General features: G+C 65.3%; 8 protein-coding genes, 2 rRNA genes and 1 other RNA gene. 8 read left to right on the top strand and 3 right to left on the bottom strand.

What is annotated here, in order from left to right; all coding sequences use genetic code 11:
* Window positions 1–94 precede the first annotated feature (94 nt).
* The gene (locus AC3ANK_RS15915) at window positions 95–634 is read right to left on the bottom strand and encodes a UPF0149 family protein (RefSeq protein ID WP_206861801.1); all 540 of its coding nucleotides are present in this window, start codon (window positions 632–634) and stop codon (window positions 95–97) included.
* 183 nt (window positions 635–817) lie between these two features.
* Here AC3ANK_RS15915 and AC3ANK_RS15920 point away from each other — a divergent pair, with 183 nt between their 5' ends.
* The 8 genes from AC3ANK_RS15920 (at window position 818) to AC3ANK_RS15955 (ending at window position 9,725) form a co-directional block, all read left to right on the top strand.
* Window positions 818–5,332, top strand: coding sequence for an EAL domain-containing protein (locus tag AC3ANK_RS15920; RefSeq protein WP_206861791.1), 4,515 nt, complete (start codon window positions 818–820; stop codon window positions 5,330–5,332).
* Window positions 5,333–5,406: 74 nt separating this feature from the next.
* Entirely contained in the window at window positions 5,407–5,628 is a 222-nt protein-coding gene (locus AC3ANK_RS15925) for a TIGR02449 family protein (protein ID WP_206861792.1), read from the top strand.
* 7 nt (window positions 5,629–5,635) lie between these two features.
* On the top strand, window positions 5,636–5,935 hold the full coding sequence (locus AC3ANK_RS15930; protein WP_206861793.1) for a cell division protein ZapA: 300 nt from the start codon (window positions 5,636–5,638) through the stop codon (window positions 5,933–5,935).
* Window positions 5,936–6,035: 100 nt separating this feature from the next.
* Window positions 6,036–6,222, top strand: a non-coding RNA gene (gene ssrS / locus AC3ANK_RS15935) — 6S RNA.
* A gap of 158 nt (window positions 6,223–6,380) precedes the next feature.
* Entirely contained in the window at window positions 6,381–6,968 is a 588-nt protein-coding gene (locus AC3ANK_RS15940; RefSeq protein WP_484171524.1) for a 5-formyltetrahydrofolate cyclo-ligase, read from the top strand.
* Window positions 6,965–7,435 (top strand): EVE domain-containing protein, encoded by a 471-nt coding sequence (locus AC3ANK_RS15945; RefSeq protein ID WP_206861795.1) that lies wholly within the window; start codon window positions 6,965–6,967, stop codon window positions 7,433–7,435. Before AC3ANK_RS15940 ends, AC3ANK_RS15945 begins: the two co-directional genes overlap by 4 nt.
* Window positions 7,436–7,484: 49 nt before the next feature.
* On the top strand, window positions 7,485–8,147 hold the full coding sequence (rpiA, locus tag AC3ANK_RS15950) for a ribose-5-phosphate isomerase RpiA (RefSeq protein ID WP_206861796.1): 663 nt from the start codon (window positions 7,485–7,487) through the stop codon (window positions 8,145–8,147).
* 111 nt (window positions 8,148–8,258) lie between these two features.
* Window positions 8,259–9,725 carry a DNA polymerase Y family protein gene (locus AC3ANK_RS15955; protein ID WP_484171525.1) on the top strand — a complete coding sequence of 489 codons (1,467 nt, stop codon included), beginning with the start codon at window positions 8,259–8,261 and terminating at the stop codon, window positions 9,723–9,725.
* 239 nt (window positions 9,726–9,964) lie between these two features.
* Here AC3ANK_RS15955 and rrf read toward each other — a convergent pair.
* Window positions 9,965–10,079 (bottom strand): 5S ribosomal RNA (gene rrf, locus AC3ANK_RS15960).
* Between the two features lie 157 nt (window positions 10,080–10,236).
* A 23S ribosomal RNA gene (locus AC3ANK_RS15965) occupies window positions 10,237–13,100 on the bottom strand.
* Window positions 13,101–13,152 lie beyond the last annotated feature (52 nt).

Consider the following 13,152-nt stretch of genomic DNA (forward strand, 5'->3'; position numbering starts at 1 on the left):
CAACGTGATTCGAACGCGACAGGATCAGGTCCGTGATCCAGAACGAGGTGGCATCCGCCTTCTCGAATCACGAATCACAAATCACGAACCGGCGTCAGTTCAACTTCTGCCGATGCTGCGCTGCCAGCACGCAGTCGCCGTGCAGCAGCAGCACGGCCACGCGCACGAATTCCTCGATTTCGACCAGCGCTTCCTCGTCTTCCTCGTCGCCGTCGCTCTGCGGCTGCGCGGCGGCGAGCTTGGCGAGGTCGCCGAGGGCTTCGGCGCCTTCGTCCGACAGCTTCGGACGCGAACCGGCCGCGAGGCCGAAGCCGCCGAGGAAACCGCGGCACCACTCGAACAGTGCGCCGCTGCGCTCGGCGAGCGAGGCGTCGCCTTCGGGCAGCAGCAGGGCGAAGTCGAAGCTGCGGTCGGCCAGTTGCGCGGCGCTCGCCAGGCGCAGTTCGTCCAGCGCGCCGCCGGTCGCGGGCGCGGGCAGCGCGTCGTCGGCCAGCACTTTCGCCGGCCATTCGCGCAGCGACGGGCCGCCGCCGGCCAGCCAGCCGCACAGGCCGCCATGCAGTTCATAGGGCGAAGCGGCGAGCGCCAACTGGCGGCTCTCGGCCTCGATCGCGGACACGTCGGGCAGTTCGATGTCGGACACGAAGGGCGTGAAGGGCGTGAAAGCGGGGGACGGCGCGCAGTGTAGCAATCCGGTGGTTGTTGCCGGCGCGAACGCCTGCCTACACTGCACGCAGCAACGCTGGAGTCGTTGCCGGGGGTGTTCGTGTTCCGCCAGACCTTCTTGCCAGCCGCCCGGTTCGCCGGCGCGGTGCTCGTGATCGCTGCAGCCCTGGCCGGGACGGCCGGAGCGGCCACGCGTGACTTCTACTTCGACCGCCCCGGCAGCGACCGCGGACTGGTCCAGAACACCGTCACCGCGTTCGCGCAGGACACGCAGGGGTACGTCTGGGTCGCCACCCAGGGCGGCCTGCACCGTTACGACGGGCAGCGCTACCTGCCTTACCGCCACAACCCGCGCGACGCCGCCAGCCTGCCAGACAGCCACATCACGGCGCTGGCGATGGACGGCGACCGCGCGCTCTGGGTCGGCACGTATTCCGAATACCTGAGCCGGCTGGATCTCGCCGATGGGCGGATCCGCCGCTTCGCCGCTTCGGGCTCCGCGCATCCGCACCGCCAGGTGATGGCCGTGCTGCCGCATCGCGGGCAGGTCTGGGTGGGCACGATGGCGGGACTGGAGCACCTCGATCCGGTCACCGGCAAGCGCCAGACGATGCTGGCGCTGGAGACGCAGACGATCGGCCGCGCGAGCCCCCAGAGCCTGCTCGCCTCGCGCGATGGCGTGGCATGGTGGGGCGGCCCGCTGGGGCTGTACCGGCTCGATGGCAGCCTGCCCGAGCGCATCGGCCCGGACGTACCGGTCACCGCGCTGTTCCAGGACGCCGCCGGCCAGCTGTGGCTGGGCCGCCGCGACGGCCTGTTCCGCCTGCACAGCAACGGGCGCGAACTCGTGCGTGCCTGGCCGCAGCAGCCGCTGTCCGACGACGCGGCGCCGGCGGTGCGCGCGATCGTGCAGGCGCCGGATCGCCAGTTGTGGTTTTCCGTGTACGGCTACGGCCTGCGCCGGCTCGATCCGGCCAGCGGTCGCGTCGAGGAAGTGCGCGAGGAACCCGGCATCGATGCTAGCCTGCCGGACGATTCGATCAACGCGCTGATGATCGACCGCGGCGGCATGCTGTGGATCGGCGGCCAGTTCCGCGGCGTCGCGGTCGCCGATCCGCGCGGCACGCGCTTCCGCTACGTGTTCAACATGGAGCATCCGCGTCGACCCGACAGCCCGGCGTCGGCCGACAGCATCCGCTCCATCGTGCAGGGCCAGGACGGTGCGCTGTGGCTGGGCACCGACAACGCGCGGCTGTTCCGCTACGTGCTGGCCGACGACCGGTTCGAAGACCTGAGCGCGATCCTCGCCGATCGCGGACGGACGCCGCACGTCACCGGCTTCGCGCCGGCCAGTCCGGACGACCTGTGGGTCGCCTCGGACGCGGGCCTGTACCGGCTGGATCCGCAGCGTCGCACCGCGCAGCCGCAGCCGGTGCCGGAACTCGGCCGCACGCCGCTGCGCACGCTCGCGACCGGGCGCGACGGCACGCTGTGGATCGGTACTCACGGCTACGGCGTGTACCGCTACCGGCCGACCACCGGCGAGCTCACCCATTACGCGTATCGAGAGAACGACCCCAGCGGGCTGAGCTATCCGGTCGTGCACGCGATCGTCGAGGACCGCCACGGCCACGTCTGGTTCGGCACCGGCGACGGACTCGACGTACTCGATCCGAAGACCGGGCGCCTGCGTCACTTCCGCCATTCCAACCGCGATCCGCACAGCCTTCCCGGCAATCGCGTGCGTGCGCTGCACGTCGCGCATGACGGCTCGCTGTGGGTCGGCACGCACGCCGGGCTGAGCCGCATCGTCGAAGAGAAGGACGGCGGCATCCACTTCGCCCATCCGCTCACCGGCACGCTCAGCAGCGATCTGGTACCGGTGGTGTTCGCCATCGCCGAAGCGCCGGCCGGACGCCTGTGGCTGAGCACGCAGGCGGGCATCATCAGCTACGACATCCGCGACGAACGCACGCGCAGCTACGGTCTCGCCGATGGCCTGCAGGACCTGGAATTCCACGGTGGCTCCGTCGCGCAGCTGGGCGACGGACGCATCGCCTTCGGCGGCGTGCGCGGACTGAACCTGTTCGATCCGCGGCGCATGCACGAGTCCGGCTACACCGCACCGCTGCGCCTGCTCGGCGCGTGGGTGGGCAACCAGGCCAAGGCCGATCCGCGCTCGCTGTGGCAGGCGCCGAATCTCGAACTCGACGAAGGCGACGGCCTGCTGCGCCTGCGCATCGGCGCGCTCGATTTCGCCCCGACCGCCGCCACGCGCTACCGCTACCGGATGGACGGTTTCGATCGCGAGTGGATCGACAACGGCACCGCGCAGGACGTGACGTACTCGCGCCTGCCGAACGGGCGTTACACCTTCCTCGTGCAGGCCACCAACCGTCACGGCGCGTGGAACGAGGCAACGCTGGAAATCCCCGTGCACGTCGCGCCGCCGCTGTGGCGGCATCCGCTGGTGATCGCGGCCGGCGTGCTGGCGTTGTTCGGCCTGGTCGGCGCACTGACGTGGCGTCGCATGCAGGATCGTCGTCGCGAACGCGGCTACTTCGCCCAGATCCGCGAACGCGACGAACGCCTGAAGCTCGCGCTGTGGGCGTCCGGCGAGCAGTTCTGGGATTACGACCTGGAACGCCGCGTGCTGCGCCGCACGCGCGCCGACGACCAGGCCGGCCTGACCACGGACCTGGGCGTGCAGACGCTGGTGGACGCGAACCTCCAGATCCATCCCGACGACCTGCCGCGCGCCATCGCCTCGCTGCGCCGGCACCTGCGCGGCGAAACGCCGCTGTACGTGTCCGAACACCGCGTGCGCGAGGTCGACGGCAAGTGGGTGTGGATGCGTGCGCGCGGTCGCGTGGTCGAACGCGACGCCACCGGCCGTGCGCTGCGCGTGGCCGGCACGGCGCGCGACATCACCGCCAACCGCAGCGCCGAGCGCGACCGTCGCGTCGCCGGCCAGGTGCTCAACAGCATGATGGAAGCGGTGGCGGTGTTCGACCAGGAATTCCGCTTCGTCTCGGTCAATCCTGCCTTCACCCGCATGACCGGCTACACCGATGCGGAAGTGATCGGCCGGCCGACGCGGCTGCTCGACAGCGACCAGCACGACCCGGCGTTCTACCAGCACGTGCGCGGCGAACTGCGCCGCAACGGGCGCTGGTCCGGCGAGATCTGGCAGCAGCGCAAGAACGGCGACGAATTCCTGTGCTGGTTCCAGGGCAGCGAAGTGCTCGACGCGGGCGGCCAGCACGGGCATTACGTCGCGGTGCTGGGCGATATCACCGACCAGAAGCGCGCCGAGCAGGAACTTCGCTATCTCGCCAACTACGACACGCTCACCAGCCTGCCGAACCGCGCTTTGCTGTCGGAGCGGCTGTCGCGCGCGATCGTGAAGGCGCGTCGCGGCAACACGCGCATCGCGATGCTGTTCCTCGACCTGGACCGGTTCAAGGACATCAACGATTCGCTCGGCCACGCCGCCGGCGACCGCATCCTGCGCGCGGCGGCGCATCGCCTGCAGCAGGCGGTCGGATCGCAGCACACCGTCGCGCGCCTGGGCGGCGACGAGTTCACGGTGCTGCTGGAGAACCTCGAAACCATCGAGCACGCCGAGCAGGTCGCGCGCGACGTGCTGGCGGCGTTCGAGGCGCCGCTCGACATCGACCAGCGCCACGACGTGGTGATTTCGCCGTCGATCGGCATCAGCCTGTATCCCGACCACGCGCTGGTGCCGACGGACCTGCTCAAGCACGCCGACACTGCGATGTACCAGGCCAAGGCCGCGGGACGCCGCACGTTCATGCGCTACACCGAGGCGATGGACGTGGAGATCCGCGGGCGCGCGACGATTTCCGCCGCGCTGCGCGGCGTGCTCGATCGCAACGAACTGCGGCTCGTCTTCCAGCCCAAGCTGTCGCTGGATCATTCGCGCATCACCGGCGTGGAAGCGCTGCTGCGCTGGACGAGCCCGGAACTGGGCGACATCTCGCCGGCCCAGTTCATTCCGCTCGCGGAGGAAAGCGGACTCATCCTCGACATCGGCGAATGGGCGCTGCGCGAGGCGTGCAGCGTGCTCAAGGGCTGGCGCATGAAGGGCCTGGACCAGCTGACGATGGCGGTGAACGTCTCGTCGCTGCAGCTGCTGCGCGGCAACCTGCCCAAGCAGGTCGCGCGTGCGCTGGTCGAAAGCGGCGTGCCACCGGAAATGCTGCAGCTGGAGCTGACCGAGAGCGTGATCATGGCCAACGCCGGGCAGACCTCGGCGACGCTGGATGCGTTGCGCTCGCTCGGCGTGGGCCTGGCGATCGACGACTTCGGTACCGGCTATTCGTCGCTGGCGTACCTGAAGCGCCTGCCGATCCACACGCTGAAGATCGACAAGGAATTCATCGGTGACCTCACCCGCGACGCCGACGACGAGGCCATCACGACCACGGTGATCGCGATGGCGCATTCGCTGGGCCTGACGGTCATCGCCGAAGGCGTGGAAACCGAGGCGCAGATGCAATTCCTGCGCGGTCGCGGCTGCGACGAGATCCAGGGGTACTGGCTGGCACGCCCGCTGGAGGCAGCCAGCTGCCTGTCCTTCATCCGCGCCTGGACGCCGCATTCGGTGCCGGTCGGCGGCGGGACCGTGGGCACGGTCTCCTGACGGGCGTGAACAGGCTCGCAGCCCTCGCCAGCCGCGCCCTTGACCCGTCACCGCGCCCTGCTATCGTGCCCGGCATGGAACAGGCCCATCTCCTCGCACAAATGCAGTCGCTGGCCGACCGTGTCGAGCAGTTGGCCGAACGCGCGCGCCGCCTCGCCGAGGAGAACCGCAGCCTGCGCCAGCAACAGGAACAGCTGATGGGCGAACGCTCCGCCCTGCTCGCCAAGAACGAACAGGCGCGCACGCGGGTCGAGGCGATGATCGCGCGGCTGAAATCGCTGGAACAGCACACGTGAGATCGCAATGACCAGCGAAGTCGTCAGCATCCGTCTGCTCGATCGCGAATACACCGTCGGTTGCGAGCCCGGCGAACGCGACAGCCTGCAGGCCGCCGCGAAACTGCTCGACGGGAAGATGCGGGAAATCCGCGGCAACAACCGCATGGCGGCGCTCGATCGCGTCGCCGTGCTCGCGGCGCTGAACCTCGCGCACGACCTGCAGCAGATGCGCGACGAACTGGCCACGCGCGACCGCGAACTCGAACGCACGCTCAACACGCTGCACCGCCGCCTCGACGATCTGTTCGACGCGCCGGCGCGCTGAACGACGCTGAATTGGCGGCGTTCCCGCCGCACTGAATCGTTCCGCGACGGCACCGACGAGCGGGCCCGCAGGCACGGCCTGGCGCGCTATACTTTCGCCACGTCCTCTGCTGTGCGCGACAGCGTGCGCAAACATTCGCCTTGTCCCTTAATGACGACCACGGGGGCGCGGCGGAAGCCCGGAGTGCAGGTCCGCCCCGTAGCGGGAAGCCCGAAGGCATCCAAGCGTCCCCACTTGAACCCCGGGTTCAAGGTCGTTTCGCAAGCATCGCCATTGGCGGAGGACTTCCATTTCACGGTCGCGGCAGAAATGCCGCACCACGGTTCGGGCGCGGATTCGCGCCCGAATTTCTATGGTAACGGCGTGGACCCACGCCCGAATCCTTTGCCTCCCCGTTCGATTCCACCGGCGACATGAGCCGCCGCACCACAGGATCCCGCGCTGCATGACGGTCGATCGCACGGCGCTGCGCCGCGAACTCCGCAACCGCCGCCGCGGACTGGCCGCCGGCGATCGCATCGCCGCCGCCGAACGCCTCGCCGAACGCCTGCTCGCGCTGCCCTTCGCGCCGACGTCCGGCTATGTCGCCGGTTACTGGGCGATGGATGGGGAGATCGCCCTGCACGTATGGCAGCTGCGCCTGCCGCGCGCATGCGTCTATTGCCTGCCGGTCCTCGAGGAGGACGGCCGGCTGCGCTTCGCGCCGTGGCGTCCGGGCGATGCGCTGGTCAGCAATCGCCACGGCATTCCGGAACCCGACATCGCATCGACCTCGCTGCTCGAGCCGGAGCAGATGAGCCTCGTCGTCGCACCGCTGGTGGGCTTCGACGAGCGCGGCCACCGGCTCGGCATGGGAGGCGGCTGGTACGACCGCAGCTTCGCCTTCCGCCACCAGCTCGCCGCGCCGCCGTGGCTGGTCGGAGCCGCCTTCGACGTGCAACGTGTCGACGCGCTCGATCGCGCGGACTGGGATGTCGCCCTCGACACGGTGTGCACCGAATCGACCACGCTCGACTGCAGGAGTCCCGAATGAGCGCCCGTCGCCGCTACTGGCTGATGAAGTCCGAACCGGACACCTTCTCGATCGACGACCTCGAACGCGTCCGCACCGAACCCTGGAACGGTGTGCGCAACTACCAGGCGCGCAACTTCATGCGCGATGGCATGCAGGTCGGCGACGGCGTGCTGTTCTACCACTCCAACACCGACGTGCCCGGCATCGTGGGCACCGCGACGGTGGCGAGCAAGGCGTATCCGGACGAGACGCAGTTCGATCCCAAGTCGGACTACTACGACCCGAAGAGTTCACGCGAGGAGCCGCGCTGGTTCCTCGTCGACGTCGCCTTCGATCGCAAGCTCAAACGCACCATTACGCTCGACGAACTCAAGCAGCACGCCGACAGGCTCGGCGAGGACTTCGCGCTGATCCGCCGCGGCAATCGCCTGTCGGTGCTGCCGGTGTCGGCGGCGCAGTGGAAGTACCTGTTGTCGCTCGAGTGACGTCGCACGCGTCGCGCATTCCGAATTTCCACTCACCACGTAGCCCACAATGAGCGAAACCAAGCGCCTGGCCGGCGAGAAAGCCATCGAGTACGTCGAGGACGGCATGATCGTCGGCGTCGGTACCGGTTCCACCGTCGCCTACTTCATCGACGCGCTCGCGCGCATGAAGGACCGCATCAAGGGCGCGGTGTCGAGCTCCGAGCAAAGCACCGCGCGCTTGCGGCAGCATGGCATCGAGGTGCTGGATCTCAATGCTACGGGGCCGCTTTCGCTCTACGTCGACGGTGCGGACGAATGCGATCCGCACAAGCGGCTGATCAAGGGCGGCGGCGCGGCGCTCACGCGCGAGAAGATCATCGCCGAGGCCAGCCAGACCTTCGTATGCATCGTCGACCCGAGCAAGCGTGTCGACGTGCTGGGCCGGTTCCCGCTGCCGGTCGAGGTGATCCCGATGGCGCGCAGCCTGGTCGCGCGCGAGATACAGGCGATGACCCGTGCCCAGCCGGTGTGGCGCCAGACCGCCGACGGCGCCGGCGTCGTGACCGACAACGGCAACGTGCTCCTGGACATCCACGGGCTGTCCATCGTCGATCCGGTCGGCCTGGAGCAGGCGATCAACCAGATCCCGGGCGTGGTGAGCGTCGGGCTGTTCGCGCGTCGTCCGGCGGACGTGGTGATCGTGGGCGGCGAGCCGCCGATCGTTCTGTAATCCCGTTGGCCGGTCTCGCGGATTGAGACCGGCCGGGTCGACAATTCGATCGCATGCGCGCCGGCGACGCCGGCGCGCCAGACTTCCCTCCGGTGCGATCGCCGGTACGCCATGACCCTGCGCTGCCTCTTCGTCGACTTCAACTCGTACTTCGCTTCGGTCGAACAGTACGACGACCCGGCGCTGCTCGGACGGCCGGTCGCCGTCGTGCCGGTTATGTCCGCGACGACGTGTGCGATCGCCGCGAGCTACGAGGCCAAGGCGTTCGGCGTGAAGACCGGAACGCCGGTCTGGGAAGCGCTGGTGCTGTGCCCGGACCTGGTGCTACGCGAGGCGCGGCCGGCCCGCTACATCGCCCTGCACCATCGGCTGATGGCGGCGATCGAGGACTGCATTCCGCACGGCAAGGCGGAGTCGATCGACGAAGTACCGTGCTGGCTGATCGGCCGCGAACGCGAGCGCGCCAACGCCGAGGCGATCGCGCTTCGCATCAAGCAGCGGCTGGTCGACGAGGGCTTCAGCCCGGCGATCCGCTGCTCGATCGGCATCGCACCGAACCGCTTCCTGGCGAAGACGGCGTCGGACATGCGCAAGCCGGACGGGCTGACGGTGCTGGAGCAATCCGATCTCCCGGATTCGCTGCATTCGTTGGAATTGCGGGATTTCTGCGGGATCGGGCCGGCGGTGGAGCAACGCCTGCTGCGCGCGGGCATCCATACGTCGGAGCAGCTCTGCGCGGCGTCCCGATCGCAGTTGCGCGCCGCCTGGGGCAGCATCGAAGGCGAGCGCTACTGGTTGCAACTGCGTGGCCATGAATTGCCGGGCCGCGCCGAGCGCCGCGCCTCGCTGGGTCATTCGCACGTACTCGGCCCCGAACTGCGCACCTTCGAAGGCGCGCGCGCCGTGTTGTTCAAGCTTCTCGCCAAGGCCGCGATGCGGTTGCGGCATGAGCGCCACCTCGCGGGTGGTTTGGCGATCCGCATGCGCTTCGTCGGATTGGACAAGCGATTCGAACGCGACCTGACGTTTGCCCCGCTCGACGATACGCCGACGTTGCTGCGGCTGCTGGGCGATGAGCTCGCAGCGTTGGAGAGCGCCATCCAGCGCCGGCGCTGGAACGTGAAGCGGCATCCACCGCTGTCCGTCGCCGTGACGCTTACCCAACTCGAGCCGGTGGGCAGCATCACGCAGGAACTCATGGCCTCGCGCGGGCGCGCGAAAGCGATCAGCGCGACGCTCGATTCGATCAACCGTCGTTATGGCAACAACGCGCTCTACTTCGGCGCCATGCAGGAAGCGCTGGAGCAGGACGCCGCTCCGATGCGCATTCCGTTCGCGACGATTCCCGAGGTGGGGCTGGAAGAAGACGTCGGCGCGCGCAAGCCTGCCGATACCGCCGAGGAGCTTTGGCTCGAGCGCGAGCGCCAGTTCAAGGTGATGGCCGAAGAGGCGCACCGGAAAGCACGGGAACACCCGGAGCGGGTTCGGGCTGCCGCAAAGCCATTCGGAGTGGGTGGCTGGGTGCGAAATCCAGCAGCCGAGCCGGAGGCGCCCGGAACTACGGGATCGCTGTTCTAGGCCGTGAAAAGCGCCACTGGGCAGGCTCGAGTTTCGCGTTCTGGCTGCGGTGGGTGCCGTTTCCACCTCGCAAGCAAATGCCGGCTCAGGAGTCGGCATTTATTCGCAGGTGATGCTTCGGACTGGAAGCGGGCCAGTGCTTTGGGCGCGCGCACATGAGTCGCGCGGCGCTCGGATGGTTATTCAACCGCACAAAAGAAGAAGGCCGGTCCTGTCGGACCGGCCTTCTGGGGTAAAGCCCCTGGCGATGACCTACTCTTGCATGGCTTGAGCCACACTACCATCGGCGCATGTGCGTTTCACTTCCGAGTTCGGAATGGGATCGGGTGGGACCACACAGCTATTGTCACCAGGGAGAGGGTGGAGGGTCGCGGTTCCGGTGTACTGGATCGCGCACACGCTCTCGTTGGGTTGCTTGGGACGTTGCCGTCCTTCGCGGATAGGTTGGGATAAGTAGCGAGTGAGCCGAACGTCACGACGTTGTCGTAAGTCCAAGGCCACTTGAGGTTATATGGTCAAGCCACACGGATCATTAGTACTGGTTAGCTCAATGCATTGCTGCACTTACACACCCAGCCTATCAACCACCTGGTCTTGATGGTTCCTTCAGGGGAGTCAAGCTCCCGGGAGATCTCATCTTGAGGCGCGCTTCCCGCTTAGATGCTTTCAGCGGTTATCGCTTCCGAACATAGCTACCCGGCAGTGCCACTGGCGTGACAACCGGAACACCAGAGGTTCGTCCACTCCGGTCCTCTCGTACTAGGAGCAGCCCCTCTCAAATCTCCAACGCCCACGACAGATAGGGACCGAACTGTCTCACGACGTTCTGAACCCAGCTCGCGTACCACTTTAAATGGCGAACAGCCATACCCTTGGGACCGACTACAGCCCCAGGATGTGATGAGCCGACATCGAGGTGCCAAACACCGCCGTCGATATGAACTCTTGGGCGGTATCAGCCTGTTATCCCCGGAGTACCTTTTATCCGTTGAGCGATGGCCCTTCCATACAGAACCACCGGATCACTAAGACCTACTTTCGTACCTGCTTGATCCGTCGATCTTGCAGTCAAGCACGCTTATGCCTTTGCACACAGTGCGCGATGTCCGACCGCGCTGAGCGTACCTTCGTGCTCCTCCGTTACACTTTGGGAGGAGACCGCCCCAGTCAAACTACCCACCATACACGGTCCCCGATCCGGATTACGGACCTAGGTTAGAACGTCAAGCACATCAGGGTGGTATTTCAAGGATGGCTCCACGCAAGCTAGCGCCTGCGCTTCATAGCCTCCCACCTATCCTACACAGACGAACTCAACGTTCAGTGTAAAGCTATAGTAAAGGTTCACGGGGTCTTTCCGTCTTGCCGCGGGAACGCTGCATCTTCACAGCGATTTCAATTTCACTGAGTCTCGGGTGGAGACAGCGCCGCTGTCGTTACGCCATTCGTGCAGGTCGGAACTTACCCGACAAGGAATTTCGCTACCTTAGGACCGTTATAGTTACGGCCGCCGTTTACCGGGGCTTCGATCAAGAGCTTCGCCTTGCGGCTGACCCCATCAATTAACCTTCCGGCACCGGGCAGGCGTCACACCCTATACGTCCACTTTCGTGTTTGCAGAGTGCTGTGTTTTTGATAAACAGTCGCAGCGGCCTGGTCACTGCGGCCCTTCTCAGCTATGAACCAAAAAGGGCGCACCTTCTCCCGAAGTTACGGTGCTATTTTGCCTAGTTCCTTCACCCGAGTTCTCTCAAGCGCCTGAGAATTCTCATCCTGCCCACCTGTGTCGGTTTACGGTACGGTCTGCGTAAGCTGAAGCTTAGGAGCTTTTCCTGGAAGCGTGATATCGGCAGCTTAGTCCTAAAGGACTCGTCCTTAGTCTCAACGTTGCCCCCCCGGATTTGCCTAAGGGGACCGCCTCAACTCTCTCACCGGGACAACCAACGCCCGGCCTGCCTAACCTTCTCCGTCCCTCCATCGCACTTACGCGAGGTGCTGGAATATTAACCAGCTTCCCATCGACTACGCATTTCTGCCTCGCCTTAGGGGCCGACTCACCCTGCGTCGATTAACGTTGCGCAAGGAAACCTTGGGCTTTCGGCGTGCGGGCTTTTCACCCGCATTATCGTTACTCATGTCAGCATTCGCACTTCCGATACCTCCAGCATGCCTTTCGACACACCTTCACCGGCTTACGGAACGCTCCTCTACCGCGCACACAAAGTGTGCACCCCAAGCTTCGGTTCCGTGCTTAGCCCCGTTAAATCTTCCGCGCAGACCGACTCGACCAGTGAGCTATTACGCTTTCTTTAAAGGGTGGCTGCTTCTAAGCCAACCTCCTGGCTGTCTGTGCCTTTCCACATCGTTTTCCACTTAGCACGAAATTTGGGACCTTAGCTGTGGGTCTGGGTTGTTTCCCTTTTCACGACGGACGTTAGCACCCGCCGTGTGTCTCCCATGCAGTCTGTCCTGGTATTCGGAGTTTGCCATGGTTTGGTAAGTCGCAATGACCCCCTAGCCATAACAGTGCTCTACCCCCAGGAAGATTCACATGAGGCGCTACCTAAATAGCTTTCGAGGAGAACCAGCTATCTCCGGGTTCGATTAGCTTTTCACTCCTAATCACACCTCATCCCCTACCTTTGCAACGGGAGTGGGTTCGGGCCTCCAGTTGATGTTACTCAACCTTCACCCTGGGCATGACTAGATCACCCGGTTTCGGGTCTACTGCCCGCGACTATGCGCCCTTATCAGACTCGGTTTCCCTTCGCCTCCCCTATACGGTTAAGCTCGCCACGAACAGTAAGTCGCTGACCCATTATACAAAAGGTACGCCGTCACCCTTGCGGGCTCCGACTGCTTGTACGCACACGGTTTCAGGGTCTATTTCACTCCCCTCTCCGGGGTTCTTTTCGCCTTTCCCTCACGGTACTGGTTCACTATCGGTCGGTCAGGAGTATTTAGCCTTGGAGGATGGTCCCCCCATGTTCAGACAGGGTTTCTCGTGCCCCGCCTTACTCGATTTCATCGAATGAGCCCTTTCGCATACCGGGCTGTCACCGTCTATGGCCAACCTTTCCAGGTTGTTTTGCTAAAACTCATTCGACTTAAGGGCTGGTCCCCGTTCGCTCGTCACTACTTAGGGAATCTCGGTTGATTTCTTTTCCTCCGGGTACTTAGATATTTCAGTTCTCCGGGTTTGCTTCCAGCAGCTATGTATTCACTGCAGGATACCTGTTACCAGGTGGGTTTCCCCATTCGGACATTGCGGGATCAATGCTTGTTGCCAGCTCCCCCGCACTTTTCGCAGGCTGCCACGTCCTTCATCGCCTCTGACCGCCAAGGCATCCACCGTGTGCGCTTATTCGCTTGACCATATAACCCCAAGTCGCCTCAGGGTCGTCTGTGTCCAGGGGTACAAAGCCCG

It is taken from the genome of Lysobacter sp. SCRH-1R, assembly GCF_057747855.1.